This window comes from Catellatospora sichuanensis (assembly GCF_007483665.1).
In the GTDB taxonomy this organism is placed as follows: Bacteria; Actinomycetota; Actinomycetes; order Mycobacteriales; family Micromonosporaceae; genus Catellatospora; species Catellatospora sichuanensis.
The window spans coordinates 252,689-278,844 of record NZ_VIQO01000011.1 but is presented as its reverse complement, the minus strand read 5'-3'; the positions used below and the strand labels follow the sequence as shown (position 1 = coordinate 278,844).

Here is a 26,156-nt window from a genome sequence, read left to right as displayed (position 1 = left end):
GGACCCGCCGTGACCGAGGTCCCCACACGACCGGTGCTGCAACTGGGAACGCCCAAGAGGTATCTGCCGGAGGAGTTCGACCAGTTCGAGCACTACCAGCTCAACGTCGGCCCGGTCGACGAGTTCGGGGACCTGCCCGAGTGCCCTCCGACGATCCGCAACATCGGGTGGACGCTGGGCAACGACTGCCCCTACCGGTGCAACCACTGCTACAGCATGAACGCGCGGGTCAAAGGCGCCGACATGGAAGACTGGATGATCGACCGGATCGTCGACCAGCTGGTCGCGGTCGGGGTGGAGACCGTCAACCTGGGCGGCAACGAGCCACTGTTCACCAACGGCGCGAACCCGGCGAACACCAAGCTGCCGCAGATCATCGAGAAGCTGGTCGACGCCGGTGTCATCGTCGGGCTCACCACCAGCGGCGTGACGCTGCTGCGGCTGTACCGCGACCACCGTGCCGCCTGGGAGAAGCTCAACGACGTCGACATCTCGTTCGACTCCCCGTTCGAGGACGAGCACAACCGCAACCGCGGCGCACGCATCTTCAACCAGGCCGTCGAGTCGATGGAGATCGCCCAGAAAGAGGGCAAGCCGCACACCGCGATCATGTGCGGGATGAAGTGGAACTTCAGCCTCAAGCACATCGAGGGCCTGGTCGAACTCGCCAAGCGCTACGACGGCAACATCCGCATCAACCCGATGAAGCCGGTGCAGCCCGAGCACATGGAGGTCGCACTGCCGGCCGACATGTACTACGAGGGCTTCGCCCGGCTGCTGGAGCTGTGCGACCCGGTCGACCTGGGCGAGCCGCCGCTGGCCGGGGTGACCGACTACCAGGAGGCCAAGCGCTGCCCCTGCGGGCGCACCTCGTTCCGCATCCACTCCATCACGCCGGACAAGCAGATCCACATCAGCCCCTGCGTGTACCTGCACGACTACAAGTCCCCGCTGGACCTGCTCCAGCACGACCTGATCGACATCATCAACAGCGCGCAGTTCAAGGTGTTCCGCCAGCGCAACGCCAACCCCGGCCACATCGAGGGATGCGCGGGCTGCAGCCTGCTCAGCCAGTGCGGCGGCGGCTGCAGCGGCCGGTCCTACCTGCACCACATGCACACCAACAACGAACGGTCGATGCGCGCCAAGGACCCGTACTGCCCCAAGGACATCAACCCGGACTTCACCTACCCTCAGCGGCCGAAGATCGTGTCGGAGCAGCGGCTCGTACACATGGACTACCTGTGCACCTGGATCGGCCGCCCGCGCTAGACCCGGCCCCGCCCGCCGACCGTCCCACCGCAGCAGAAGGAAACCCGTTGCCCCCGTACGGCAGTGACCTACAGGCCTGGAGCAGGGCCGTCAGTGCCCTGCTCGGCCGGCCCGCGAAGGTCACCGCCGTGCTCGCCCAGCCCGGCGACGGCAAGGCGCACGGCATGACCCACTCTGTCGAACTGCAGGTCGAATGCGACGGGCAGGTCCGCACGGCATTCCTCAAGACCCCTCGCGAAGACCTCTACGCCGAAGGGCTGGACGCAGACGCGATACGCGAGGTGGCGTGGCGGCTGGAAGGCTACCCGTGGTTCAGCGGCCATGTGCGGTGCGCGGGCGCAGGCCGCTTCACCGCCGACGGCATGCAGCCGCTCACCGCCGACGACGGCCCGCCCTGGGTGCTGGAATGGGCCCAGCCCGGCATCCGCTACGCCGACCGGCTCGCCGTGCTCGACACCCTCGGCGCCGGGCAGGCCGCCGCCGACGGCCGCACCCTCGCCCTGGCGATGATCGCGCTGCACCGGCCGGTGCCCGACGGCGGTCCGGCCCTGCACCGGCGCGCGATCCGCGACGCGCTCATCGTGCCGGTGCACCGGCTGATCGACACCGCCGACGCGCTGTGGGCCGCCGAACCCGGGCTACGCGCCGAGGTCGAACACGCCTGCGCCCGGTGGCGGCTGCTGCTCGCGGGCCGCCACGACCGGCTGCGCTACGTCCACCACGACTTCCATCCCTGGAACGTGTTCCTCGCCCCCTCCGGGCAGGTGCATCTGATCGGGGCACGCCTGCCAGGCGTCGGCGACCCGTACGACGACCTCGCCGCGTTCGCGGTCAACTACCTGTGGTTCGGCCACGCCCGCCACGGCCGCTTCGACGGCGCCTATCGCGCCGGGTTCGAGGCCATGCGCGAGACGTTCGCCACCCAGGGGCTGGTCGAACCCGAACCAGCGCTGATGTCGCCGTTCCTGGCCAAACGGCTGCTGGTGCTGCTGAATCCCACCTACTACCCGGACCTGCCGGCCGCGACCGCGGCGTGGCTGCGCGAGCTGCTGCGCCGCTGCCTGACCGACGACATCGACCTGCTGCACGGCGACATCGGCACCGGCCTGCCCGCGCGGATCGGAACCCGGCCGTGATCGATGTGGAGGCATTCCGCCGCGACGGCTACGCGGTGCTGCGCCAGGTCATCGACCCCGCCCACCTGCGGCCGTTCATCAGTGTGCTGGAACGCCGCGTCGACACGCTGGCCCCCGGCCTGGCCGACCGGCACGGCCTGGCCCATACCCACCCCGACGAGCCGTTCGAGCGGCGGCTGGCCCGGCTTCACGACGGGCACCCGCTGGACAACCGCGAATGGGACCCGGTGCTGTTCTGCGAGCAGTTCCGCGATCTGATCGTGCGCCCGGAACTGACCGGCGCGCTGGTTCCGCTGCTCGGCGAGGAGATCACCTATCAGGGCAACGCGCACCTGCGGCCCTACCTGCCACGCCACCTCGACAGCCTGCCCTGGCACCAGGACGCCCAGTTCTACGGCGCGGGCACCGAACACCTGCTGTGGCAGATGGTCCAGGTGTGGCTGCCGCTGGTCGACGTCGACGCCGACTCCGGCTGCCTGGTGCTGGTGCCCGGCAGCCACCGCTGGGGCCTGCTCGACGGCGCCGTGCCCGGCACCGACAACGTGACCCGCAGCAGCCTGAACCGCCAGGACGCCATCTACCGCCGCACCGCGGCACGGGTGGCCTTCGAGCCGATGACCATGGTGCCGATGCGCCGCGGCGACATGCTCGTGTTCACCAATCTGCTGGCCCATACCGGCACCGAGAACCGGCGCGACCTGGTGCGCTGGAGCATCGACATGCGGTTCGAGGCCACCGCCGGGTCACGGCCGGCCACCGACCTGGAACGGCACGGCTACTCGGTCATGCACCAGCGCATCCACGGCCGCGGCTACGTGCCGCTGCGGGTGCGCGGCGCGGCCGGTCCGCAAAGCTGGCACAGCTGGCGGCAGGCCCGAGCCGCGACCCGGCCCGCCGCGGCCACCGCATGACGACCTACCTGCACACCCTCGCGGTGCTGCTGCCCGAACTCGACGGCCTGGCCCAGCCGTGGGTGCTCAGCGGCTCCGCCGCGGCGGCCCTGCACGGACTGGACGTGACACCTGGCGACATCGACCTGGAGTCCACCGCCCCCGGCGCCTACGAGATCGGCCGCCGGCTCGCCCGCTTCCAGCTCACGCCGGTCACCGACAGCGGCACCGACCTGGTGCACTCGCACTTCGGGCGTTTCCTGGTCGGCGACATGTACGTCGAGGTGATGGGCGACCTGCGCATCCGGGTGGGCGACGGCTGGTCCGCGCCGTTCCTGGCCGGCCAGGACCCGGTCCATGTGCAGACGGCAGCCGGACCGGTGCCGGTGGCGGCCCGGTCGGCGCTGGCCGGTCAGTACGAACGGCTCGGCCGCCCCGACCGCGCGGCGCCGCTGCGACGGGAACACCCATGACGGCGCGGGTGCTGCTGGTGTCGGGGCTTGGACCCACCCACAAAAACGACCGTTATGTGCGGGGGACGCTGTTCAGTCCCGCCGATGCGCCCGGGGTGGAGCGGGCGTACTTCGCCGAGCGCGGCGGCTTCTCGCTGAGCGAGCTCGGCTTCACTCACGGCGGGGCACGCTACCCGCTGATGCGCCCGCGCCGCTGGACCGTGCCGCACCTGACCACGTTCACCCTGCAGTCGATCCTGGCGCGTGCCGGTGTGGACCACGCCGTGCTCGACACTGCGGCGGTGTGGAACGGCACCGCGCAGGTCCCGCCAGGCGACTTCGGCGCGGTGCTGCTGTCGACCACGTTCATCTGGGACCGGGTGAGTCTGGCCAAGGCGCTGGGCTGGCTCACCGAGTACCTGCCGGGCTGCCCGGTGGTGCTCGGCGGGCAGTACAGCAATCTCAAGTGGGCGCAGATCATGCAGGAGCACCCTGAGGTGGACGTCATCGTGCGTGGCGACGCCGAGAATGTGCTGGCACCGCTGCTGTCCGGGCTGCGGCAGGGCCGGGTGCCCGAAGACCTGCCCAACCTCGTGCATCGCGACGCCTCGGGACGGCTGCGCCAGACCCCGGTGACCTACGCCGACTTCGACGCCCTGCCCGCCCCCGCGTTCGAAGGCGACTACCCGTCGGTGCCGTACGAGTCGATGCGCGGATGCCCTTTCGCCTGCAAATTCTGCTCCTTCCCGGCAGCCAGCCCGGAGTGGCGCTACCGCAGTGCCGAACGCATCCGCGACGACTGGCTCCGCTACGCCGAACGCAACGGCGCAACCTTCGTCAAGGCGATGGACTCCACGTTCACGGTGCCGCCCGCCCGGCTGCGGCGGCTGTTCGAACTGCTGCCGTCCGCAGGAGTGGCCTGGGAGGCCTACAGCCGCGCCAATACGATCCGCGACGAGCGGACCGTGGCCCGATTGGCCGCCTCGCACTGCCGCACCCTGTCCATCGGGTTCGAGTCGATGAGCGAGTCGAGCCTTCGCAACATGAACAAGAAGGTCACCGCCGCCGCCAACCGTAAGGCGTTCCAGCTGCTCAACGGCAGCCCGATCGGCTACCGGTGCTCGTTCATGGTGGGCTACCCGGGCGAGACGCCCGAGGACTACCGGCTCACCCACGACTTCCTCACCACCGAGTTCTCCGGGCACTTCACGCTCAGCGTTTTCGGAGTCAGCGACGAGACGATGCCGCTGTGGCAGGACCGGGAGCGCTTCGCCATCGAGGTGAGCGACCCGGCCAACCCGGACTTCTCCTGGCGGCACGTGGGCATGGACGTCGACACCGCGTACACGCTCAACCACCGCACCCTCGACGAGGTCCGCCGCCGCAACGACGACGCCGTGCTGATCATCTGGCAGGACGCCTACCAGCGGTGGCTCATGCCGGCCCTGTCCCGGGCGGACAACCTGCGGGTGGAGAAGACCGTCGAGCGCATCGCGATGCTGCCCCGCGACCACCCCGACCCCGCCGAAGGGCTGCCCGTGCTGGACCGGCTGCTGGACCGGCTGGCCCGCTGGGGCTGCCACCGTGGCGATCCGGCCACATACACCGCCGACCCGCTGATCACCGACTGAGCTAGGAGCGAGCGCCGTGGCACGCAGATACCAGATCATCTCCAGCGACGGACACCTGGAGATCCCGCCGGACGGCTGGATCCGCCACGTGCCCGCCGAGCACCGCGACCGCGCCCCGCGCCTGATCGCGCTGGCCGGCGGAGGCGAAGGGTGGCTGGTGGAAGGCATGCCGTTGATCCACAACGGCACCAACATCGCCGGCGGGCGCAAGATGAAGATCAAGGGTTCGTCGTACTGGGACGAGCACGGCGTGTCCGCCCCCGGAACCGGCGGCCCCGAGCAGCGCCTGCGCGAGCAGGACCACGACGGCATCGACGCCGAGGTGCTCTACCCGCCGGTGTTCATCGGCCGCTACATCGAGAACATCTCCGACCCCGAGGCGTACGAGGCGATGGTCCGCGCCTACAACGACTTCCTCGCCGAGGACTTCTGCGCGGTGGCGCCCGACCGGCTGCTGGGCACCGCGCTCATCCCGGTGACCGGCATCGACGCGGCCCTGGCCGAACTGCGCCGTGCCAAGGGACTGGGCCTGACCTCGGTATGCCTGTCACACTTTCCCAACGGCGCCACCACGGCCTCGCCCGACGACGACCGGTTCTGGGAGCTGGCCCTCGAACTGGGCATGCCGGTCACCTGCCACGTCACCATCGGCGACCGCAACCACCCGATGCTGGTGTCGGCCGCGGCCGGCCGCTACGAGCCGCCGACCGTGCTGATGCGCGGCACGGTCCCCCCGCCCCTGGCGATGATCACTTCGATGATCGCCTCGGGAGTGTTCGACCGGGTCCCGGACCTGCGCCTGTACATCGCCGAAGCCAACGCCGGCTGGCTGCCCCACGTCCTGTACTGCATGGACGATTCGTACGAGACGTTCCGCGACGTCTTCGGCGACCGGATGAAACTCACCCCCAGCGAGTACATCCGCCGCCACCTGATGTTCGGCATCGTCAAGGACCCCATCGCGATCAAGAGCCGTGACCTGCTGCCCATCGAGAACCTGATGTGGGGTTCGGACTTCCCGCACTCGGTCACCTCGTACCCGCACTCGCGGCAATGGCTCGACGAGGCGTTCGCCGGGGTGCCCGAGCCGGTGCGCCGCCGCATCCTGCTGGACAACCCGGTGGAGTACTTCAAACTCGACCTCGACGCCGAGCTGACCGCGACCCCGGAGTGAGCCGGTGAACCCACTGCTGAGCCGCATCGCCGCCCCGCCCGCGGTGACCGCGCTCGCGGACTACCGCGGCGGGTTGCCGCTGCTCGACCTCACCGTCGGCACACCCTGGTTCGGCCCGCCGCGGGCGTTCCGCGACGCCATGGCCGCACTCGTGCTCGGCGACGAAGGCACCCTGCACCACCACGACACGTACGCCCCGCACCGCGGCACCCCCCAGTTGCGCGGTGCGGTGGCGGCGTTCTACGAGGCCGGATACGGGCTTCGCCTCGACCCGGACCGGCAGATCCTGATCACCCACGGCGCCACCGGTGCGATCTGGACCGCGGTCCTGGCCGCCACCGGTATCGGTGACGAGGTGCTGCTGCCCGACCCCTGCTACACCCTGTACGAGCCGATCATCACCGTGCTCGGGCGTACCCCGGTGCGGGTGCCCGGCGACCCTGCGGACGGGCTGCTGCTCGACGCCGACCGCGTCGCCCGCGCGATCAGCCCGCGCACGTCGCTGCTGGTGCTCAACTCGCCGGTCAACCCGACCGGCGCGATGTACGGCCCCGCCCGGCTCAAGGCCATCGCCGCCGTCCTCGAAGCGGCCGGTGCCGCCCTCGTCCACGACGAGGTCCTCGACTGCTTCGCCCGGGCCCGCCCGCACGTGCCCGCCGCGGCGGTCGCCGGCTCGCGCGTCCTGATGGCCAACAGCCTGTCCAAACGGCTCGGCATCACCGGCTGGCGGGTGGGCTGGCTGGCCGGCGACCCCGACCTGATCGACGCCGCGGCCCGGATCCACCCGCTGACCACCATCGCGGTCAACCACCCCGCGCAGCTGGCCGGCGCGGCCGCGCTGTCCGCGCCTGAGCACGGCGCGTTCGTCGACGCGCACAGCCGTGCCATCGCCGCCGGCGGGCAGGAGTTCCTCGACGCCCTCGCCCGCATCCCGGGCTTTCCCGGCGACCTGACCCTGCCCGACGGTGGCGTATACGCGTTCGTCGACGTCACCGCCGTCGGCGTGACCCTGGCCGGGGGCGGCGACAGCCCGGACGCGGCCGTCGCACGGCACCTGCGGGACCGCTGCGGCGTCGCCGTGCTGCCCGGCAGCGCCTTCGGCCCGGCCGGCGCCGGGTTCGTCCGGATCAGTCTCGGCGCGCCACCGGAGCGGCTGGCCGAAGCGGCTCGGCGGCTGGCGGCATGGCGATGAGAGCACCCGCCTCAGCGCGGGTCCACCCCCACACGGAGCTGCGCGGCGCGCCCGACCTCGCGACCCGGTTCGGAGTCAAGGGCGCCGAACTGTGCGACTTCTCCTGGCGCTGTGAGCAGCAGGGGCACCCCGTGCCCCGGACCTGGCTGCTGCCCGCCGACGCACTCGACGAGGCCCTCACCGCAACTGCGGACGCCGCGCCCGGCTACCCGCGACTGCCTTCACCCGAGGCCGCCCCGGCCCGCTCCCAACTGCGGGCGAGGACCTTCGCGCAGGCCACCGCACCGCTGCTGGGCACGCTACCGGCACTGCCACACTCCCTGGTTCGCAGCAGCGTCGTCTGGCCGGGCCCCGGCCCGCGCCCACCCGGCATGGACATCACCCTGTTCTCCGACGACCCCGCGCTCGGTGTGCGTCTGTGGCAGGGTCTGCACAAGGCGTACGCCGCACTGTGCCGCCGGGGCCGGCAGCCCGGCCCCGTGCGCTGCGGCCTGCTGCTGACCGAGCGGATCGCGCTGCGCTGGGAAGGCACCGCCTATGTCCACCCCGGCGGCACCGCCGTGGAGTTCGGTATCGGAGGACAGGAACCGGTACTGGCCGGATCACCCCACGAACTGGCCGCCACCGGTCTGATCGGCCCGGCCCTGGCCGAACAGATCTTCAAGGGATCGGCAGACCTGGCCGCGGCTTCCATGCCGAATCTGGTGGAGATCGAGTTCCTGGTCGATGCCGAGAGCCGGTTCGTGCCGACCCAGCACCGGGTGCTGGCCCCCGGCCCCAGCGGACCAGCCCCGTTCCACACCCCCGCCGAGGTCCGCGGCCCCGTGGTGGACCTGCGCGGACGCCCGCGCAGCACCGCGGTACTCGACGCGGCCCTGCGCCCCGACGCGGTGGTCGTCCTGGCCGCGCGCGACGACACCGCGGCCGACCTGTTCAGCCTGCTGTGGGCGGCTGCGGCCCGCCCCGGCGCGGCACACCCCGCCGCGCTCGTGCTCACCCACGACCGCGGCTCGCACGCCGGCCTCCGTACCCACCTGCGCTGGCTGGCGGCAGCGATGCTGCCGGGCACCGCCCACTACTACCTACCCGACCGGCTGGTGGCCCCCGGGGCCCGCACCGGCCTGGCCGCAGCCGACGGCGTACACGCCCGATTCGAGGGGAGCCCGTGATGAGCACACCCATCGTGGTCTGGGGCACCGGGCCGAACTCGTCCAAGAGCCACGTCTGCCTGGCGCTGCTGCGGCTGCTGGCCCGCGACGGCACCACCGCAGTGCCGTTCAAGGCCGTCACGGTCATGGAGCCCGACCGGTGGCGGCACGGCGGGCCATGCCCGATCCCACACCACGTCTCCGCTGCTCGAACGACGTGGCGGCCGACGATGTCACCGGTGGTGGTGCAGCTGGCCGACGGCCCCGGCCCGGCCCGCGGCCTGCTGCGCATACACGGCGACCCCTGCGGCGAGGTGTCCCTGCTTTCCCCCGACACCCTCGACGGCGCCGACCTGACCCGGGTGCAGCGCGCCGACGTCGCCGCTGCGGTCACCGCCGCGCTGAACGAGCTGACCGGCTCCGGCGCGGCCGTGGTCGCCGAGGGCGCGGGCAGCCCGGTCGACGCCGCCGACGACCTCGCCAACATCCTGGTCGCCCGGCACCTGGCAGAAGCGCGCATCGTTTTGTCGGCGTACTGCTGGAACGGCGGCACCGTCGCCGCGCTGCTCGGCACGCTGGAATGCCTGCCCGGCGACCTGCGCAGCCGCGTCATCGGGTTCGTGCAGAACCGTCCCATGTCCACGGACGCGGCGCGGCGATGGGCCGATCAGATCAGCGCCCGCACCGGCCTGCCGCTGCTGGCCCAGGTCGGCGATCTGTCCGCGGTGGGCTCCGCCGATCTGCTGCAGAGCGCCGACGGCCTCGCCGACCCGTGGGCTGACAGCTTTGCCGCCGAAGCCGACCTGTCCTGGCTACTGCGCGCACACCAGGTGTCCTCATGACGGGTACACCGGCCGCGCTGCTGGTCGACTACGGGGGAGTGCTCACCGAACGGATGGACCTCACCCAGAGCCGCTTCTGCCAGGCGGCCGGCATCGAACCCGGCTCGCTGCTGCGCGTGCTCGACGAGTGGGTCGCCCGCCCCGGCCCCGACAGCCCCGTCCCGGCCATGGAGCGCGGCGAGATCACCGTGGCCGCATTCGAGCGCCTGCTCGCCGCCCGGCTCACCGGCATCGACGGCGTTCCGGTGCGCCCCGACGGCCTGTTGCAGGCCATGTTCGCCGACGGCCGGCTGGACGAGCAGACCCTGGACCTGGTGGCCGAGCTGCGCCGCGCCGGCGTGCGCACCGCGATGGTCTCCAACGCCTGGGGCTCGGACTACCCCTTCGACCGCCTGCACGCCTGCTTCGACGCGTTCGTGCTCTCCCACGAGGTCGGCAGCCGCAAGCCCGAGCCGGACATCTACCTGCGCAGTGCACAGCTGCTGGACGTGGCCCCCCAGGACTGCGTCTTCGTCGACGACCGCGCGGCCAACGTCCACGGTGCGCAGCTGGTCGGCATGGTCGGCCTGCACTTCACCGACCCCGCTGCCGGGCGCGCCAGGCTTCGCGAACTGTTCGACCACAGCCCGCACCGCTGACCCGGGCCCGGCCACCCGACCGTTCGCGCCGCTCGCTCACAGCCCGCTGCACTGCCGGTGTCGTTGAGAAAGCGGCGATGGAGCCGGATGTCCCGACGAGGTGGAACTTGAACCGCTCACCGTCGACGCCGGATGTCCGGTGAGTGGACCGGATGCCGAGGTTGCGCGCGAAGGGGACGGTTGGCCGGCGCGCCTGCGGGAATCACGCGGCAGCCGTGATCGGACGTGTCAGGGCGTGCCCGGTATCGGACCGTCTCCAGTGACCAGTCGAGGTTGCCTCGCATCCAGGCTCGCATGCCGTCGGCGTAGCGTTCCAGGTCGTAGCGGGCCGCCGGGGCGAGGTTCAGGTCGTCATGCAGCCGGTCGAGGCTGTCGTCGAGCCGCCGGAACTCGCGCAGGCGCTGATCGACCATCTGCTCGATGCGAGCCATCGCCTCATCGGCGGTGAGCCCTTCCTCCCCCTGCAGCAGGGGCACCAGATTCAGATCGTTTCGATCGCGGTCCTTGCCGGCGGAGAGCGCGTCGTTGACCAGCACGACGACGTCGCTGCAGAGGCGGCGCATCGCCTGGATCTGCTCGCTGCGGAAGGCGGTGTGCGGGATCTCGAAATGCCCGGTGCGCTCGCCGGCTTCCACGCTCGGCCACACGCCGATGCTGTGGCGTCGGATCTCCAGGTAGGTGGCGACGTTCGGCGTGCGGCCGCGGACGCGGTTGGCGACCTCCCACTGATACGACCGCAGGTAGACCTCGGTGTCGCTGTGCAGGCGGGTGCGCCACGACTCGGTGGTGCCCAGCCGGATGCGTTGCCACAGGTCGAGAAACGCCCGGATCAGCGGCGGATCGGTGAGGTGCGGTGCGCGGTGCGCGTACATGGCCGTGACCATGCTGTCGATCAGTGCCGCGGTGGCCGCGGGGTCGCGCCCGAGCGGTCCGTCGAACAGGTCGTCGAACGGGAAGAACCACATCATCAGTTCGACGACGAGATCCAGGTCGGCGCCCACGTTGGCGGGATAGGCGTAGGCGGCCAGGCGGTCGTAGCGCGGTGCGTCGAGCGCGGCGGTCTCGGCGTCGTCGCGGACTATGCCCATCTCCCGCGCCCAGCGCAGGCCTTCGAGTCGAGCACGCTCGACGTCGGGGCTGATCCGGGTCGGATACGGGATGTCGAAGCGTGGTGACCGGCCGACAGGTGTCTTGGTCACCTCGGGCGATCGGCGGCGCTCGGGTGCATCGCGGTATGGAGGGCTGATATGCGCGGCCGACGTGCCCAGGCCGGTGGGCCCTGCGGGGACCTGTGAAGGCGTCATGTCTGCAAAGTATGGCAAACAGGTCATCTAACCTATAGCTCGCGAGACGGATGTATTGACGCGAGGTTGTCAGCGGAGACAGGCCGGTGGCCGCCGCAAGCCGGTGAGGCCCGGACCGGGTCACGCCTCGAAGTCGACGTATCCGTACGGCAGGTATCCGGCCTCGTGGGGCGCGTCGGCGTCGCCCGCCTCCGCGTCGTCGTACGGCCGGTCGCTGATGGTCAGCAGGTCGCCGGGCTGGGCGGCCTGTCCGAGCAGGGCGGGCACGTCGATCCGGGCCCAGTCGACGGTCACCGTGGTCACCTGCTCGACCTCGCCCATGAAGAACAGGTCGGACAGGCTGCCGTCGTCGACGCTCTGCTCCTCGTCGGAGCTGAAGTCGTGCCCGACCGGCTCACCCGGCCCGGTGAACGTGATCGGTGGGTAGCCCTCGACGTCGATCGTCACGAACGGGTGCAGGTCGATCGTACGGGCGAGCCTGCCGTGCTGGTAGACGTCGAGGGCCAGTTCCGCGCCGTACCAGCAGAGGAGGTAGTGGTTCATGCCTTCCGCGAGTTCGGCCGCCAGGTCGGCTTTGACCTCGTCGAGGGTGCCCCGCAGGTAGTGGACGTCCTTGCTGGCGCCGCCGGGGGAGACCCAGAAGCGGAGGTCGTAGTAGCTCTTCGGGTGCACAGCCGACATCGTACGGCGGGCAGATCCTGCGATCCGCTTGCCGCCTCGCCTGCGCGCTCCCGGTCATGTCAAACTTTCTTGACATTATGGCGACGTGGGCCTACGGTCGAGAGTGTCAAAGATGTTTGACACAGCTACCCGATAGGAGTTGCAATGGCACGGGCAATGCTCCCGCCCCGGTGGGTCATCCACGCGGCCTGGCGGATTCACCGAGGCATCTATCGCGTCAGCGGTGGACGCATGGGACTGTCCCGTCCGAAGCCGGGCGGCTGGGGCACCTTGCGGCTGACCACCACCGGTCGCCGCAGTGGTCGCGAGCGCAGCGTGATGGTCGGCTACTACGAAGACGGTCCCAACCTGGTCACGATGGCAATGAACGGCTGGGGTGCCGTCGAACCCGCCTGGTGGCTCAACCTGCTCGCCGATCCTCAAGCGACAGCAGAACTCAACGGGGAGGTCCGTCACGTGACCGCCCGGGCCGCCGTAGGCGACGAAAGGCGGCGGCTGTGGGACCGCTGGCGCACCATCGACACGAACCTGGACGAGTACGCCGCACGTCGCCCCGGGGAAACCGCGGTTGTGGTGCTCGAAACGCGCAACACCAGGTGAGGTATCCCGGGCGGACGCGCAGCTTGGTGGCGCTGTGGGCCGAGAGCCGCTGATCCGCGCTGGTCGGCCGTCGCCCCGCGGTCGCCGCCTGCCGGGCCATCGGGCTACTTGACAGCATGAATGTGACCGCTAACACTGATGCGAACCTATGGATGTATTCGCTTCGGGAGGGTCCGATGAGCCGTGTCCTGCTACGCCCGGCGGCAGGGCGCCGGGCGGTCAGCGCAGTGCTGACCGTCGTGGCGCTGCTGCTCGCCGTCGGGCTCGCGGTCAGCCCGCAAGCGCCTGCCGCCGCGTGGGACAACGGTGTGGCGTCCACCCCGCCGATGGGCTGGAACAGCTACGACTCGTTCAACTGGAGCGTCACCGAAGCGGACGTCCGGGCCAACGCCGACTACATGCGCGACAACCTGCGCCAGCACGGCTGGCAGTACATCGTGATCGACTGGGCGTGGTACTTCCCGGGTCGGCACAACAACAGCCCCAACCAGGACGCGAACCTGCAACCTCGGCTGCGGATGGACGCCAACGGCCGGCTGCTGCCGGACACCACGCGGTTCCCGTCGGCGACGGGCAGCAACGGTTTCAAGCCGCTCGCCGACTACGTACATGCGCAGGGGCTGAAGTTCGGCGTGCATCTCATGCGCGGCATCCCGCGACAGGCGGTGGCCGACAACGTGCCGATCCTCGGGACCAGCTGCCGCGCCAATCAGATCAACAACAGCACCACCGCGGCCTGGCTCAACCTGATGTGGGGCCTGAACATGTCCAACACGTGTGCGCAGGCCTATCTGGACTCGGTGTTCCAGCTGCTGGCCGGTTGGGGCGTCGACTTCGTGAAGGTGGACGACATCGCGGCGCCGACGTACCGGCAGGCGGAGGTCGACGGCTACCGGCTGGCGATCCAGCGCAGCGGCCGACCGATGGTGCTGAGCCTGTCGCCCGGCGCGACGCCGGTGGCCGGCGGCTCACACGTGCAGGCCAACGCGCACATGTGGCGGATCGTCAACGACCTGTGGGACAACTGGTCGGCGCTCGACGCACTGTTCGACCAGCTGCGTGTCTGGACGCCGTACCGGGCGACGGGTGCCTGGCCCGACCCGGACATGATCCCGATCGGGCGGTTGTCGAAGTACGGGCCGGTCGGCTCGCCACGTTATTCCGGGCTCACCGCCGACGAGCAGCGCACCCTCATGACCCTGTGGGTGATCAACCGGGCGCCGCTGATGTGGGGTGGGAACCTGGTCGAGAACCGCGCCGCCGAGCTGGCCCTGATGACCAATACCGCGGTGCTGGCGGTCGACCAGAACAGCACCAACAACCGCCAGGTCACCGCGGGCACCCGGCAGGTGTGGACCGCCGACGTGCCCGGCGGCAACCACAAGTACGTGGCCCTGTTCAACCGCGAAGGCGCGACGGCGAACGTGTCGGTGAACCTCGCCGAGCTCGGCGTCGGTTCGGCCACCGTGACCGACCTGTGGTCCGGCGCCAACCTCGGCACGGCGAGCGGCACCTTCACCCGCTCCCTGCCCGCGCACGGCAGCGGCCTCTACCGGCTCGCGACGCAGACCACCACACCGACGCCACCGCCGACTCCCACGTACACGCTGACCGCGCGGCACAGCGGCAAGCTGCTTGACGTCTACAACGCCGCCACGGCCGACGGCGCGAACGTCGTGCAGTGGGCCGCCAACGGGCAGGCCAACCAGCGGTGGCAGTTCCGTGACACCGGCGGCGGCTACTACAACGTCGTGAGCCTCAACAGCGGCAAGTGCCTGGATGTGTACGGCGGCGCGAGCGCCACCGGCGACGGCATCCGCGTCGTGCAGTGGACCTGCGGCACCGGCACCAACCAGCAGTGGCGCATCCAGGACGCTGGTGGCGGCTACCTCCAGCTCGTCGCCCGCCACAGCAACAAATGCCTGGACGTGCTCAACGCCGCCACCACCGACGGCGCTCAGGCAGTCCAGTGGACCTGCGGCACCGCCACCAACCAACGCTGGCAGCGCACCCAGGCGTAGCCGGGCCGCACACTCGTGCGGCCCGGATGCCTGGGCTCGCATGATGCTTGACGGAACGGCCGGCGAATTCAGAGCCGATACTCCCAGCCTTCGCGCCACACGAACGGGCTGCCTACTGACCTGCAGAAACTCCACTGAGACGTGGTCTGCAAAAGGGGTCTAACCAACACAATTCGCGATCACTGTTTGCCAGAATTGGTACTCAGGAAGGGAGGGGCAATGTATGCAACCGTACGTCGCTACGACGGGGTGACGGACCCCCTTGAGGCGGGGCGGCGCGTGAAAGATGGGTTTGTCCCGATTGTCAGCGCGGTTCCGGGCATCCTCGCCTATTACTGGGTCGATGCCGGAAACGGCGTGATGGTGTCGACGAGCGTTTTTGAGAGCCGAGACGGTGCGGAGGAGTCGAACAGGAGGGCTGCGGAGTGGGTGAAGGAGAATTTGGCGTCGCTGCTTCCGAACCCGCCCCAGATCACAGCCGGGGAGGTCGTGGCTTGCCGGGCGGAGTGAGGGACCGTCGTTTGCGCAAGAACACGGCGAGGGCGGCGGCGGTGAACCGGTACCCCGTCGTGCCGGTTCACCGCTTCGTCTCGCCTGGAAGGCTGCGGGTGCGTCGGTCACGGGGCGAGCAAGCTGATGCCGATCATTCGTCCGCCGGTCTCGGTGCGCGGTTGGTGCGTGCTGCCTGGTGCGAACACCACGTAGCTGCCCGGCCCGAGGCGGTGGCCGCGGTCGATGAACTCGCCCGACACCACGTAATAGCGTTCCTCGCCGTCGTGCACGTCCACCTCCGGCCACTGCGTTCCCGGGGCGAAGTCGTACATCCAGCCGCGGGCCCGCTCGGTCGACGGCAGGCGCCGCCGGATTATGCCCGGCACGACCTCGACGGCTTCAACCTCGTCGACGTGCAGGATCTGAACATCACCGGATTCCTGTGTCATGCAGCCATGGTCGTAGGGTCGGCGATCACCGCCCAGTGTCTGGAATGACGCTGTAGGGTACTTTCCTGCCATGCTGCTTCACCGGGTCGTCGCTCTCGTTCTGCCACCGCAGTCCACATTCGAGCTCGCGTGCGCCGCCGAGGTGTTCGGCGTGGCACGCCCGGGTCTGCCCGCGGGTTACCAGTTCGATGTGTGCGCCGAGCACCCGGGCGCCGTGGCTACCCTGGCGGGATACGACATGGTGGTCACCCGAGGGCTGCGCGCGCTGGCGGCCGCGGACACGGTGGTGATCCCCGGCTGGCAACGCCGCGAACAGCCGGCCCCGCCGGCTGTGATCGACGCGCTGCGGCGCGCCCACGGGCGCGGTGCGCGCATCGTCGCCATCTGCTCCGGCGCGTTCCTGCTGGCCCAGGCCGGGTTGCTCGATCAGCGCAGGGCGACCACTCACTGGCGGATGGCTGCCGAGTTCGCCGCACTCTTTCCGGGCGTACAGGTCGACGCCGACACCCTGTACATCGACCTCGGCGACGTCGCGACCAGCGCGGGCACCGCCGCCGGCATCGACCTGTGCCTGCATCTGGTCCGCCAAGACCACGGCGCGGCCCATGCCGCCCAGGTTGCCCGGCACATGGTCATGCCGCCGCATCGCGAGGGCGGGCAGCTGCAGTACGCGGCCGCGCCACCGGCCGCCCATGCGCCGGAGTCCTTGGGCCCCGTCCTGGACTGGGCCGTGGAAAGGCTGCACGAGCCGCTCACCGTCAGCGACCTTGCCGCACGGGCCAACCTGTCCTCGCGCACCCTCGCCCGCAGATTCACCGAGCAGCTGGGCATCAGCCCTGGTCAGTGGCTACTGCAACGGCGCATCACGGCTGCGCGAGCCCTGCTGGAGGAGACCGACCTCGCCGTCGAGGCGATCGCCACCAGAGTCGGCCTGTCCACGGCCACCAACCTGCGCCGGCGTTTCCGCACCATGGTGAACACCACGCCGGCCGCATACCGCCGCTCCTTCGGCCGCGCCGCGCGCACCTGACCGCTGGGGCGGTCGTTGTGATCGGCCGCGTCGGTGCCGGTTCACAGCGACCGCCACACCAGCGCGTGTCCCGGCGTCTCGACGACTCTGTCGATGACGAAGTCGACCACCCGTTCGGCGCCCGGGTGCTCGGCAACCCGGCCCGGGTCCCAGTCGATGGATGCCCTGCCGGTCAGCTGCAGGGCGGGCCGCGCGCCGGTCCAGTCGACGAACAGCAGGCCGCAACGCGGCTGCACGTGCAGGTTGCCGAGGGTCATGTACATGGCGTTGCCTCGGTATTCCGGCCAGGACAGCGTCGTGGCGCTGCGGCCGGTGACGAACCCGGGCTCGCCGCCGCGGTGGGAGACGTCCACTCCGTGGCCGTCGGCGGCGGTGGCGATGAAGAAGGTGTCGGCACCGGCCACGAAGCGCAGTTGCTCGCGGGAGAGCCGGTCACTGCCAGGCGCGGGCGGCCCGGGGTCGGCCGCCCCGTGGACCTCCCGGGGGGTGATGTGCTTCGGGCAGTTCGCGAAGATCTGGTCGGCGGCGATGGCCAGTCGGCCGTCTCGACCGTGACCGGTGCCGTTGATGCGCATACGGCGGCGGGTGGCCGGCTCGATGGCGAGCGCGCCGATCGGGCTCGGGGTGGCGAACGACCCCTCGAGCGGGTCTCCGGCGGCGGGCGCGGTTTCGGCGATCACCTCGCGCTCGCCTTCGGCACGCAGGAACCCCGGCGGCCCGTGGAGGGGGCTGGCCCAGATGGATCCTGCGGCGTCGTGTCCGCCGATCACCAACATGCGCTGATCGGCGAGGAACCGGCGTGCGGCCTCCGGCAGGCGCACGCCCATACCGGCCGAGCCGAGCCCTTCGCGCGTGTGGCCGGACCTGCGCTGTACGTACACCTCTCCAGGATGTGTCCTCATGCGGCACCCCCTAGAAGAAGCCGCACGCGGGGCCGTCGCCGGCGGCGGCCACCGGCGGGGCTGGACGCTGGACGGCGTACACCTCCAGGCGGATGCCGTCGGGGTCGTAGCAGAACAGCTGCCCGCCGGCGGCCATCTCGCCGGTCACACCGCTGTCGTCGCGGATGGCGGCACCGAGCCCGCGCAGCCGACGCTCGACCTCGTCCAGGGCCGTGACGTCGGCGACCTGGAACGAGAGATGGTGCAGACCGGCGCGGTCACCCGCGAACGGCGCGTCGCTCTGCTGCCAGAGCGTGATCATGAGCGCACCGGCACGGCCGAGTAAGGCGTAGCGGCGGCCGTCGGCGTCCGAGCGGCCGACGACCTCGATGCCGAGCGCTTGACGGTAGAAGTCGACGGACCGGTCCAGGTCGGTGACGTTCAACCCGACGTGGCCGGTGGTGATGTCCTGGTCGATCATGCCATCCCCTAATGGTTTTTAAGGCTATACCCGTTAGAAGCTAGCACGGTGATCTAATGCCATCAAGGGGAGATACCATTAGGTCATGCGCCTTGCGATCGAGCTCGCCAACACCGCCCACGCTCGGCAAGGCACGGTCTGCGACGAGCTCCAGACGCCTGCGGACCTCGCCGCATGGCTCACCCGCGTCGGACCCCGGTGCGCCGTGCCCGTCGACGACGAGTCGCGCAGCACCGTCGATCTCGCAGACCTGGCTGCCGCACGAGGCCTGCGAGCTGCCATCCGTGCCGTCGCTGGTGCCGCATCCACCGGGCGGACACCCGACCCGGCCGACCTCGACGGCATCAACTCCGCCGTCCGAGCGGCTCCGCACTGGCGGGAGCTCGCGTTCGACGGAACGGCGCCACGAGTGACGACGCGACACGGCACGGCGGCCATAACCGGTGCCCTCGCCGAGGTGGCCGCCGACGCAGTCGACCTTCTTTCCGACGGCCGCATCGCCGCCTGCGCGGCACCCGGGTGCGTACTGCTGTTCCTCCGTGACCGCCCCAACCGTGAGTGGTGCAGCAACGCCTGCGGAAACCGCGCGCGAGTGGCACGCCACCACGATCGCCGCAAGCAGCCGGCACCGAAACGCGACGCGGCCTGAGGCGCGAAAACCCACCGAACCACGTTGTCGGACCGGCCGACGGCGCTGGAGTCGTCCCACACGGCGCCAGGCTCGGCGCCGTGGCCACGCCAGACCGCGCCACCCGGTTCTTGCGTGCGGCCGATACCTAGAACTACTATGCATCACGCTTCTATGTATCGGACGGAAGGGGAGCTTGCCCGATGGCCGACGACGGTATCGCTGTCAGTGGATTGACCAAGCTGTACAAGAACGTGCGCGCGGTCGACGACCTGTCGTTCACCGTCAGCCCGGGCCGGGTCACCGGCTTCCTGGGGCCGAACGGCGCGGGGAAGACGACCACGCTGCGCATGGTGCTGAACCTGGTCCGTCCCACGGCGGGAACCACGACCATCGGGGGACGGCGCTACGCCGACCTCACCGATCCCATCCGCAAGGTCGGCGCGCTCCTGGAGGCGTCGGGCGCGCACCGCGGCCGCACCGGCCGCAACCACCTGCGCATGCTGTGCGACGCGGCCGGGATCCCCGTCAGCCGGGCCGACGACGTGCTGACCACGGTCGGGCTGACATCGGCCGCGGACCGCAAGTTCAAGGGGTACTCGCTGGGCATGCGCCAGCGCCTCGGCATCGCCGCAGCACTCCTGGGCGACCCCGACGTACTCATCCTGGACGAGCCCGCCAACGGTCTGGACCCGGAAGGCATCCGGTGGATGCGGGACCTGCTCAAGTCGCTCGCCGACGAGGGCCGCACGGTCCTCGTATCGAGCCACCTGCTGTCCGAGATGGAGCTCCTCGCCGACGACGTCGTGATCATCGCGGCGGGAAAGCTGGTCCAGCAGGGGACAGTGGCCGAGGTCATCGACTCGGCTGGCGGCGCCCAGATGCTGGTGCGCACGCCCCGCCCGGAGGCGCTCATCGCCGAACTCGGGGCCGCGATCACGGCCACGCGCGTGGAGGACGGAGCGCTGCGGATCGTGGGCGCGGACGGGCCCACGATCGGTGCGGCGGCGATGCGGGTGGGCGCAGAGATCCATGAGCTGACCGTCGAGCGTCGCGACCTCGAGAACGTGTTCCTCCAGCTGACGGCCGGAAAGGCAGACATCCGATGACCGCGACAATCCAGGCGCCCCCGGCCGCGCAGCGCCCGGTGATCGCCCACGTCGGCATCCCGGGGCTCCGGCTCGTCCGCAGCGAGATCCGGAAGATAACGACCACCAACGCGTGGTGGCTGTTCGGCATCGCATCGCTGGTATTCACCGGATTCGCGCTGTTCATCAACATGTCCGAGGCGGCCCAGCACCTCGCCCGTGCGCGAGACACCACGGCCGTGTTCCGGCCGGGCCGCGGCATGAGCCCGGCGGAGATCGCCGCCGCCAAGGCAGAGTTCGCGCAGCTGCACGACCTTCCTCTACAGGCGGTCAACGCGGCCGGCAACATCTTCACCAGCGGCCAGTTCTTCGGCCTGCTGCTGGTGATGCTGCTGGGCACCCTCGTCATCACCAACGAATTCCAGTACCAGACGGCGACAGCCACGTTCCTGACCACACCGCAGCGGACCCGTGTGGTGTTCGGCAAGCTCTTGGCCGTACTCGGACTCGGGTTCCTGTTCTGGCTCGTGACGAGAGCCGTGTCGTTCGCGGCCGGGCTGCTGTTCTTCCACAACATCGGCCTCACGAACTCCCTGGGCGAATGGCCGGTCCAGCGGGCGATCATCTTCAACCTGGTCGCTTACCTGCTGTGGGCGCTGCTCGGCTTCGGGCTCGGCACGCTGATAAACAGCCAGATCGGCGCCGTGGTCACCGCGATGATCATTTATCTCGGGGGATTCGTGGGCGGGATGGGCGTGTTCAACCTCATCCGGAGCTTCCTCATCCACGGCGACTGGGTGCTGACGTCCGCGGTCGTCATGCCGTCCATCGCGTCGCAGGTCATGGTCTCGCCGGAGAAGATGTATGCGGAGGCCGCGCCGTGGTGGGTCGGCGTGCTGGTGATGACTGGCTGGTCGCTCATCGCCGGCGCCATCGGCATCGCCCTCAACCGCCGCCGCGACATCACGTGACAATGTGCCCGCTGGCGGGCGCCGAAACAGGTGCGTCGTGCTCGTTGAACCCTCTGGCCTGGGGCCCCATTCAACGATCATGAACGCGCTAACATCGTCGGCATGGCAACGCGGCTTGTGCAAATCAACATGAAGGCTCATGACGACTCCGCGCTGGGCGGCTTCTGGGCGGAGGTGCTCGGCTGGGAAGTCTCCAGCGAGGAACCCGGCGTGACCAACCTTGAACCCAGGGGCTTCGTCTATCCCGACCCCGTCGCCGTCTGCGTCGACCTCGTCGTCTCCCGGGAACCCAAGACGGTGAAGAACCGCGTGCATGTCGACCTCGCCACGACCTCGGCGGCCCACCAGGAGGAACTGGTCGCGCGCCTGAAGGATCTCGGCGCGACACTCGCCGACGTAGGCCAGGGCGACGTCCCCTGGACGGTCATGGCCGACCCGGAGGGCAACGAGTTCTGCGTACTGGACTCGCTTTACGCAGAGACCGGACCGATCGCCTCGGTCGTCGTCGACTGCGCGGATCCCCGAGCCATGGCCCGCTTCTGGGGCCAGGCCACGGACTGGACCGTGCACAAGGCGACCGATCACAGCGCGGTGCTGCGCTCCGCCAAGGGCGTCGGCCCGTATCTGCAGTTCCTCCGCACACCCGACGTAAAGACCGTGTGGAACCGCGTCCATCTCGACATCCGCCCATACCCAGGTGACGACCGCGAGGCCGAGGCGGCCAGACTGCGGGCTCTCGGCGCCACCGCCGTCGACCTCGGCGAGAGCGATGTCTCGTGGACGGTGCTCGCCGACCCGGAAGGCAACGAGTTCTGCCTGCTCGCCCCAGCCTGATCCAAGCCCTCGTCATCCGCTCACCACGGCCACGAGCCCGGACCCGCGACGCGCCGACGCCTGGGCGAATGTGTTTGTACGATTCGCGGGTGGCCGTGGACAGCATCCTTCTCCGCTTCTCCTACTTCGAGCACGACTGGATGGAGGAAGACATCGACGGACCGGAGGCGGCCGAGGTGGTCCTGCTGCGAGTGGTGTCCGAAGGCGACTGGTTCGAGGTCGATGACGCCGAGCCGGACGAGTTCGACACTCTCGACGCTCTCGCCGCGCGGGCTGAGCAGGTCGTCGCCGGAGAGTGGAAGATGCCCGCGGCGGCTGTCCGGCTGCCCATGGACAGGCTCCGTACGATCATCGCCGAGGGTGGCTGGTCCTTCGCGGCCGGCGAGTTCTCGGAGTTCGTGGGCAACAACCAGGACACCGAAATGCTCGTCAGACTTGTCCGCGACCGGTAACGCCGCTCCATAAGGGACACAGAGGGCGGCCGGTAGCCGCCCCCTGTGCTGCGCTCGATAGATCTGGACCCTGCTGGGGTCGGTGTCGCCCGGTACGCCTCAGCGCGGGACCAGCGTGATGTGGTCACATCCGAAGAAGCTCGTGCCCGCGCCCGGTCCGGACCGACCCCGGACGCAGATCTCGACCGTGCCGGGCTGGATGCCGAGCTGGTCCGCTCGGACGTGCAGCACGCCGTCCTTGTCTCCGTCCCTGGTCTGCTCGTCGAGTTCGAGGGAGTCCTCGAGATGCACTTTGCCGTGCGTCTCCGGTGCTCCCGTGCTGGTGGCGATCAGCGGGCCGCGTACGCCGACGCGCACGGTCGCCGCCTGGATCGTCGCGGCGTCGAACGCCAACGGGTTGCCGTACTCGCCTGCGGCTGTGGTGAGCACCGCCATCGGCACCGCGCCGGGGTTGACGTTCACCGGGTTCGTGAGGCTGCCCGGCATCACGTTGACGGTCACGGGTACGGCACAGTCGATGGAGAACGTCGCGGACGCGGAGTTGTTGGCCGGATGGAGATCGGCGACCTTGGCCTTCTCCGGTACGACAGACGTCGTCACCGTCACCGTCTGGGCGCCCGCGGTCGTGCATACCACGTTGTAGTCGCCGGTCACCGTGGTCGGGCTGCCCACGGCGAGCCCGTCGGCGTCGAACGTCCGGTTGGCAGGGGTGACCGTCACACCCGGCGACCCGGACGCGGTCTGAGTCACGTCCGCGTCCACGGGGCCGTCCGGGCCGAGGTTCGCGACGGCCGCTTTCACCTGGACCGCGACCGGTTTGCCGATGACGCCGAGGGGGTCGCCGGACACGGTGGTCGAGGTGATCGCCAGGTCGGCCTCGACGCAGTCGGGGTCGCTCGGGTGGGCGAGGCAGAACTCGCGTACCGCGGGACTCAGGTCCACGGTCACCAGATCGGTTCCCGCCCGCAGGTCGCGTACGAGCATCGAGGCCGCGTCGGCGTCGAACGGGAGCGTGAGGATACCCGGCCCGTCGCGAAGCTCCAGTTCCTCGCCGCCCGCCGGCGCCTGTACGAGGTACCAGCGTGGGTCCCACGCCTGGAGCGTGCCTGCGGCCGCCCCGTCCTCGTCCGTGAGCGACAGTTGCAGCAGCGGCGGGTCACCGATGCGGGAGCGGGACCTGTGCCCGACGACCGAGGCGTCGATGAGGGTGGCGGACGTCGCGCCGAAGTTCAACTCGACCAGGAACGACTTCGACGGGTCGTCGTAGTCGTACTGCGGATGCGGTGCCGTCGCCGGGTCCACCGGATCGCCGGGCGCGGCGGCGGTGGACGCCACCGTGACAGCGACGAGGGCGGCGGCTGATGCGGCGATCACCGCGAGTGCGCGTCTGTTCAGTCTCATCGCGGCCTCCTCAGCACATTCCGGCGATGCAGTTGGCGAACGTCCAGTCCATCCGCCTGATGTCGGCAGCCTGCGGAGGTCGCTGATCCACGTTCATGAGGTCGTTCTGGGTGGGGTCGGACAGGGACCACGTATCTCCGTCGGCGTCGGTGAAGCTGCGGCAGTTCACGGGGCTCGGCGCCTCGTTCTGGCATTCGGCGGCGGTGTCGTACAGGTTGGGGTGCGGGCGGTTCTCGAAGTAGCCTCCGTCGCAGACGTTGCCGGCCTCCCTGCAGTACTCGTCGGCCAGGTTGAAAGCCGCATGGCCGGTCTCGTGCAGCACCGTGCTGAGAGAGGTGGGCGCGGAGGAGAACAGGCCGTTGCCGGCGCAGTCGCGGAACGCGTTGGTGTGCAGGATGGCACCGGCGTTGGCCCACGCGGCGTAGTCGGTTGCCCAGTTCGCGGGCGGCGTGAGTACGCAGATGGCGCCGGGAGCGGTGCCGGCGTCTGCGTCGCCGCGCTGGTCGGCGAGCCAGAAGTTGATGTGCTGCTGCTGGTCCAGGAAGTAGTACTGGCCGTAGTAGGCACCCTTGATGACGTCTGCCACGTCGGCGAGGAACGCCGGATCGTTGGAGCCGGCGTAGTTGTCCGTGTCGGCGATGAAGACGATGTCGATGCTGTGGGCTCGGTCGCCGGTGAAGACGACGGGTATCGCCGCGTCCTGGGCGGGCGGTCCGGTCCGGGTCCGACGCCAACCGGTGAAGCGGGTGTCTGTGCCCTCCCGTGCGACGCACCCGTACTCGAGGTCGCCGGCGGGGACGTCGTGCACGATGATGTCGCCCATCGTCTTGTGGTCGAGGACGAGGTCGGGCGCGTCGGGCGTCGGCCCGGGCTGGTTCTGGACCCAGATCTCCAGTTTGTCGGCGATCTTCCTGCGGTCGACCTGGGCCGGGTTGCGAGCGGCGTCGGGTTCCATGTCGCCGACCTGGATCGCCGCGTCGAACGCCTCGACCTTGATCGTCACGTCATCGCCGGGTTGGGGCCACAGTGGTGTGTGGGTGCAGCGCACGGCCAGCCCGGGAGCATCGGGCACATCGACTTCGACGCGGAAGCTGAGCTCGGCGTCCCCATCGCCTTCGTCGTTGCCGGTGACCGTTTTCGTCTGCCCGCAGGGGGTGGTGACCTCTCCGGTCACCGAACACGGGACGAGTGCGACCGTGAGGTCGAGATCCGTGCCGTCCTCGGCTGAGATGTCGCAGAGGTCGTCGCCGAAGTTGAGGCCGCCGTCCGATTCCGCCAGCACGATCTGCACTGTCGCCGTCGGCTGGTCGTCCACGGGGACGTCCTTCTCGGCCTTCCAATCGGTAGGCGATGTCTCGTCCTGGTCCGTGATCTCGCCGAAGTCGAAACTCTGCCCATTGATGACGACGCGCGCGTAGAAGTCCGAGCCGTCCGTACTGTCGGTGCAGCCCTGCTGTTTGACCTTCTCGATGACGACACGCAACTTCACCGTGTGCCCCGCCCATGCCGTCGGCGCGGAGACCGACTGCGTTGCCATGATCAGGCCGAGTGACGCGAGGAACGCGATTATTCTTCGCCGCCTCACCGGTCCGCTACTGCCTCTTCGTTGAGACGGCTTCATGCCATTCCTCTCATGAGTGGAGCTGGCGGCCGGGTCCTCCGGCCACATCCGCGCAGGTAAAGCGACATTCTCCATGCGAAAGTGTCGATGGTGATCGGCGTTGGGCCGTCGCCGAATAGGGGACCGGCATCGGTGGCCGCGGGATAAATCCGGGGTTTTTCATGCGAATGCAAATAGGCGTAGGGCCCACTTCATTGCAACCCGGTGATGTGGCAGTTTTCGATCCTTCGACCGGGTGACCCGTTTCGGCCGGCCGCTCTCGGCTGTGCCGGGGATTGTTGTCGCCGATCATTCGGGCTATGGCGGGGCGGCGCGACGCTGCTGAATCGCGCCGCCCGGGCAATGCTCACGCACGCCCGATGGCGGCCACCTGGGCCCGGCGCCACCACGTGCCGGGCGGTCGGCAGGCGACGTGGCTTGCCGGTGGATTCGTCCCTATGGCCGACCCGTTACCCTTGCCGCGTGTTGCACTCCCTCTCCTCCCCGTCGGTGGCCGACCTGCCCCTGCAGGCCTCTGTGAAGGAGATGTCGCCCGGCACGGTGCCCCTGCTGGGGCTGGCGCTCGTCGCGATCGGCAGCTGGCTGCTGTGGCGCGCCGCCCAGCCGTCCCGTCCCTCTCGCACCGAGGAGCGCCGCGGCGGCATCGTGTTCGTCGTCCTCGGTGCCGTGGTCGGCGTGGCCGGGCTGATCGGGCTCTACCTGGATTAGTCCCGGACCGGCGCACCGGCCAGGGCGCCAGCCAGCGCGGTGGACACGATGCCGACCATCGAGAGACCACCAGACAGCGATCCAATATGGATGGCTGTGCGCGCAGTCACGAGCGAAAGGGATCCCGAGCCGTCCGTTT

At 69.8% G+C, this 26,156-nt stretch carries 27 protein-coding genes; 20 read left to right on the top strand and 7 right to left on the bottom strand.

Translation table 11 applies throughout. The annotated features are described in order from the left end of the window. Positions 1-9: 9 nt before the first annotated feature. From FLL47_RS22960 to FLL47_RS22915, 10 genes are read left to right on the top strand one after another with little or no spacing between them, the layout of a single operon-like run. Entirely contained in the window at positions 10-1,272 is a 1,263-nt protein-coding gene (locus FLL47_RS22960; RefSeq protein WP_144122624.1) for a radical SAM protein, read from the top strand. Between the two features lie 47 nt (positions 1,273-1,319). Then, a complete protein-coding gene (locus FLL47_RS22955) occupies positions 1,320-2,408 on the top strand; it encodes a hypothetical protein (RefSeq protein WP_144122623.1) in 1,089 nt (362 codons plus the stop codon). Beyond that, on the top strand, positions 2,405-3,319 hold the full coding sequence (locus FLL47_RS22950) for a phytanoyl-CoA dioxygenase family protein (protein ID WP_186315851.1): 915 nt from the start codon (positions 2,405-2,407) through the stop codon (positions 3,317-3,319). Before FLL47_RS22955 ends, FLL47_RS22950 begins: the two co-directional genes overlap by 4 nt. Then, positions 3,316-3,771, top strand: coding sequence for a nucleotidyltransferase family protein (locus FLL47_RS22945; protein WP_144122621.1), 456 nt, complete (start codon positions 3,316-3,318; stop codon positions 3,769-3,771). The genes FLL47_RS22950 and FLL47_RS22945 overlap by 4 nt, the downstream gene beginning before the upstream one ends. After that, the gene (locus tag FLL47_RS22940) at positions 3,768-5,381 is read left to right on the top strand and encodes a B12-binding domain-containing radical SAM protein (RefSeq protein WP_144122620.1); all 1,614 of its coding nucleotides are present in this window, start codon (positions 3,768-3,770) and stop codon (positions 5,379-5,381) included. Before FLL47_RS22945 ends, FLL47_RS22940 begins: the two co-directional genes overlap by 4 nt. A gap of 16 nt (positions 5,382-5,397) precedes the next feature. Continuing rightward, on the top strand, positions 5,398-6,555 hold the full coding sequence (locus FLL47_RS22935; RefSeq protein ID WP_144122619.1) for an amidohydrolase family protein: 1,158 nt from the start codon (positions 5,398-5,400) through the stop codon (positions 6,553-6,555). Positions 6,556-6,559: 4 nt separating this feature from the next. Then, complete coding sequence (locus FLL47_RS22930; protein ID WP_144122618.1) at positions 6,560-7,747, top strand: pyridoxal phosphate-dependent aminotransferase; 1,188 nt, start codon at positions 6,560-6,562, stop codon at positions 7,745-7,747. Then, on the top strand, positions 7,738-8,916 hold the full coding sequence (locus FLL47_RS22925; protein ID WP_144122617.1) for a hypothetical protein: 1,179 nt from the start codon (positions 7,738-7,740) through the stop codon (positions 8,914-8,916). Before FLL47_RS22930 ends, FLL47_RS22925 begins: the two co-directional genes overlap by 10 nt. Then, positions 8,916-9,737, top strand: a complete 822-nt coding sequence (locus FLL47_RS22920; protein ID WP_144122616.1) for a P-loop NTPase family protein — start codon at positions 8,916-8,918, stop codon at positions 9,735-9,737. The genes FLL47_RS22925 and FLL47_RS22920 overlap by 1 nt, the downstream gene beginning before the upstream one ends. Continuing rightward, positions 9,734-10,375 carry an HAD family hydrolase gene (locus FLL47_RS22915; protein WP_144122615.1) on the top strand — a complete coding sequence of 214 codons (642 nt, stop codon included), beginning with the start codon at positions 9,734-9,736 and terminating at the stop codon, positions 10,373-10,375. The genes FLL47_RS22920 and FLL47_RS22915 overlap by 4 nt, the downstream gene beginning before the upstream one ends. Before the next feature lie 116 nt (positions 10,376-10,491). Here the strand turns inward: FLL47_RS22915 and FLL47_RS22910 are convergent, their stop codons facing one another. Together FLL47_RS22910 and FLL47_RS22905 are read right to left on the bottom strand one after the other, a co-directional pair. After that, positions 10,492-11,679 carry a terpene synthase family protein gene (locus tag FLL47_RS22910; protein ID WP_144122614.1) on the bottom strand — a complete coding sequence of 396 codons (1,188 nt, stop codon included), beginning with the start codon at positions 11,677-11,679 and terminating at the stop codon, positions 10,492-10,494. A gap of 120 nt (positions 11,680-11,799) precedes the next feature. Beyond that, on the bottom strand, positions 11,800-12,351 hold the full coding sequence (locus FLL47_RS22905) for a hypothetical protein (protein WP_144122613.1): 552 nt from the start codon (positions 12,349-12,351) through the stop codon (positions 11,800-11,802). Between the two features lie 153 nt (positions 12,352-12,504). Between FLL47_RS22905 and FLL47_RS22900 the strand changes: the two genes are divergently transcribed. The 3 genes from FLL47_RS22900 (at position 12,505) to FLL47_RS22890 (ending at position 15,491) form a co-directional block, all read left to right on the top strand. Beyond that, entirely contained in the window at positions 12,505-12,960 is a 456-nt protein-coding gene (locus tag FLL47_RS22900; protein ID WP_144122612.1) for a nitroreductase/quinone reductase family protein, read from the top strand. Positions 12,961-13,136: 176 nt separating this feature from the next. After that, positions 13,137-14,981 (top strand): alpha-galactosidase, encoded by a 1,845-nt coding sequence (locus FLL47_RS22895; RefSeq protein WP_186315850.1) that lies wholly within the window; start codon positions 13,137-13,139, stop codon positions 14,979-14,981. Between the two features lie 219 nt (positions 14,982-15,200). Beyond that, complete coding sequence (locus tag FLL47_RS22890) at positions 15,201-15,491, top strand: hypothetical protein (protein ID WP_144122610.1); 291 nt, start codon at positions 15,201-15,203, stop codon at positions 15,489-15,491. Between the two features lie 107 nt (positions 15,492-15,598). Here FLL47_RS22890 and FLL47_RS22885 read toward each other — a convergent pair whose 3' ends face one another. Continuing rightward, positions 15,599-15,922: a cupin domain-containing protein gene (locus tag FLL47_RS22885; protein ID WP_222106144.1), complete on the bottom strand. Its 324-nt coding sequence runs from the start codon at positions 15,920-15,922 to the stop codon at positions 15,599-15,601. Positions 15,923-15,992: 70 nt separating this feature from the next. Here FLL47_RS22885 and FLL47_RS22880 point away from each other — a divergent pair, with 70 nt between their 5' ends. After that, entirely contained in the window at positions 15,993-16,952 is a 960-nt protein-coding gene (locus FLL47_RS22880; RefSeq protein WP_144122608.1) for a helix-turn-helix domain-containing protein, read from the top strand. Between the two features lie 41 nt (positions 16,953-16,993). On the opposite strand, the gene FLL47_RS22875 is transcribed toward FLL47_RS22880, so the two are convergent. Both FLL47_RS22875 and FLL47_RS22870 read right to left on the bottom strand, forming a co-directional pair. Further along, positions 16,994-17,854 carry a PNPOx family protein gene (locus FLL47_RS22875; RefSeq protein WP_144122607.1) on the bottom strand — a complete coding sequence of 287 codons (861 nt, stop codon included), beginning with the start codon at positions 17,852-17,854 and terminating at the stop codon, positions 16,994-16,996. A gap of 10 nt (positions 17,855-17,864) precedes the next feature. Further along, positions 17,865-18,314, bottom strand: coding sequence for a VOC family protein (locus FLL47_RS22870; RefSeq protein ID WP_144122606.1), 450 nt, complete (start codon positions 18,312-18,314; stop codon positions 17,865-17,867). A gap of 85 nt (positions 18,315-18,399) precedes the next feature. Between FLL47_RS22870 and FLL47_RS22865 the strand changes: the two genes are divergently transcribed. The 5 genes from FLL47_RS22865 (at position 18,400) to FLL47_RS22845 (ending at position 22,287) form a co-directional block, all read left to right on the top strand. Continuing rightward, on the top strand, positions 18,400-18,963 hold the full coding sequence (locus FLL47_RS22865) for a CGNR zinc finger domain-containing protein (protein ID WP_144122605.1): 564 nt from the start codon (positions 18,400-18,402) through the stop codon (positions 18,961-18,963). A 182-nt stretch (positions 18,964-19,145) separates the two neighbouring features. After that, a complete protein-coding gene (locus FLL47_RS22860) occupies positions 19,146-20,051 on the top strand; it encodes an ABC transporter ATP-binding protein (RefSeq protein ID WP_144122604.1) in 906 nt (301 codons plus the stop codon). After that, on the top strand, positions 20,048-21,001 hold the full coding sequence (locus FLL47_RS22855) for an ABC-2 transporter permease (protein WP_144122603.1): 954 nt from the start codon (positions 20,048-20,050) through the stop codon (positions 20,999-21,001). The genes FLL47_RS22860 and FLL47_RS22855 overlap by 4 nt, the downstream gene beginning before the upstream one ends. A 102-nt stretch (positions 21,002-21,103) precedes the next feature. Further along, positions 21,104-21,835 (top strand): VOC family protein, encoded by a 732-nt coding sequence (locus FLL47_RS22850; protein WP_144122602.1) that lies wholly within the window; start codon positions 21,104-21,106, stop codon positions 21,833-21,835. A gap of 89 nt (positions 21,836-21,924) precedes the next feature. Then, positions 21,925-22,287, top strand: coding sequence for a hypothetical protein (locus FLL47_RS22845; RefSeq protein WP_144122601.1), 363 nt, complete (start codon positions 21,925-21,927; stop codon positions 22,285-22,287). Between the two features lie 99 nt (positions 22,288-22,386). On the opposite strand, the gene FLL47_RS22840 is transcribed toward FLL47_RS22845, so the two are convergent. Together FLL47_RS22840 and FLL47_RS22835 are read right to left on the bottom strand one after the other, a co-directional pair. Then, positions 22,387-23,688, bottom strand: a complete 1,302-nt coding sequence (locus FLL47_RS22840; RefSeq protein WP_144122600.1) for a hypothetical protein — start codon at positions 23,686-23,688, stop codon at positions 22,387-22,389. Positions 23,689-23,698: 10 nt separating this feature from the next. Beyond that, positions 23,699-25,225, bottom strand: a complete 1,527-nt coding sequence (locus tag FLL47_RS22835; RefSeq protein ID WP_144122599.1) for a hypothetical protein — start codon at positions 25,223-25,225, stop codon at positions 23,699-23,701. A 546-nt stretch (positions 25,226-25,771) separates the two neighbouring features. Here FLL47_RS22835 and FLL47_RS22830 point away from each other — a divergent pair. After that, entirely contained in the window at positions 25,772-26,017 is a 246-nt protein-coding gene (locus FLL47_RS22830) for a hypothetical protein (RefSeq protein ID WP_144122598.1), read from the top strand. The last annotated feature ends 139 nt before the right edge of the window (positions 26,018-26,156 follow it).

Excerpts from the sequence above, each read along its gene's own strand:
- FLL47_RS22870 (WP_144122606.1), bottom strand. The coding sequence starts at position 18,314 with ATGATCGACCAGGACATCACCACCGGCCACGTCGGGTTGAACGTCACC.
- FLL47_RS22940 (WP_144122620.1), top strand. The coding sequence starts at position 3,768 with ATGACGGCGCGGGTGCTGCTGGTGTCGGGGCTTGGACCCACCCACAAA.
- FLL47_RS22890 (WP_144122610.1), top strand. The coding sequence starts at position 15,201 with ATGTATGCAACCGTACGTCGCTACGACGGGGTGACGGACCCCCTTGAG.
- FLL47_RS22855 (WP_144122603.1), top strand. The coding sequence starts at position 20,048 with ATGACCGCGACAATCCAGGCGCCCCCGGCCGCGCAGCGCCCGGTGATC.
- FLL47_RS22860 (WP_144122604.1), top strand. The coding sequence starts at position 19,146 with ATGGCCGACGACGGTATCGCTGTCAGTGGATTGACCAAGCTGTACAAG.
- FLL47_RS22850 (WP_144122602.1), top strand. The coding sequence starts at position 21,104 with ATGGCAACGCGGCTTGTGCAAATCAACATGAAGGCTCATGACGACTCC.
- FLL47_RS22875 (WP_144122607.1), bottom strand. The coding sequence starts at position 17,854 with ATGAGGACACATCCTGGAGAGGTGTACGTACAGCGCAGGTCCGGCCAC.
- FLL47_RS22920 (WP_144122616.1), top strand. The coding sequence starts at position 8,916 with ATGAGCACACCCATCGTGGTCTGGGGCACCGGGCCGAACTCGTCCAAG.
- FLL47_RS22925 (WP_144122617.1), top strand. The coding sequence starts at position 7,738 with ATGGCGATGAGAGCACCCGCCTCAGCGCGGGTCCACCCCCACACGGAG.
- FLL47_RS22915 (WP_144122615.1), top strand. The coding sequence starts at position 9,734 with ATGACGGGTACACCGGCCGCGCTGCTGGTCGACTACGGGGGAGTGCTC.
- FLL47_RS22945 (WP_144122621.1), top strand. The coding sequence starts at position 3,316 with ATGACGACCTACCTGCACACCCTCGCGGTGCTGCTGCCCGAACTCGAC.
- FLL47_RS22885 (WP_222106144.1), bottom strand. The coding sequence starts at position 15,922 with ATGACACAGGAATCCGGTGATGTTCAGATCCTGCACGTCGACGAGGTT.
- FLL47_RS22865 (WP_144122605.1), top strand. The coding sequence starts at position 18,400 with ATGCGCCTTGCGATCGAGCTCGCCAACACCGCCCACGCTCGGCAAGGC.
- FLL47_RS22900 (WP_144122612.1), top strand. The coding sequence starts at position 12,505 with ATGGCACGGGCAATGCTCCCGCCCCGGTGGGTCATCCACGCGGCCTGG.
- FLL47_RS22910 (WP_144122614.1), bottom strand. The coding sequence starts at position 11,679 with ATGACGCCTTCACAGGTCCCCGCAGGGCCCACCGGCCTGGGCACGTCG.
- FLL47_RS22880 (WP_144122608.1), top strand. The coding sequence starts at position 15,993 with ATGCTGCTTCACCGGGTCGTCGCTCTCGTTCTGCCACCGCAGTCCACA.
- FLL47_RS22835 (WP_144122599.1), bottom strand. The coding sequence starts at position 25,225 with ATGGCAACGCAGTCGGTCTCCGCGCCGACGGCATGGGCGGGGCACACG.
- FLL47_RS22840 (WP_144122600.1), bottom strand. The coding sequence starts at position 23,688 with ATGAGACTGAACAGACGCGCACTCGCGGTGATCGCCGCATCAGCCGCC.
- FLL47_RS22895 (WP_186315850.1), top strand. The coding sequence starts at position 13,137 with ATGAGCCGTGTCCTGCTACGCCCGGCGGCAGGGCGCCGGGCGGTCAGC.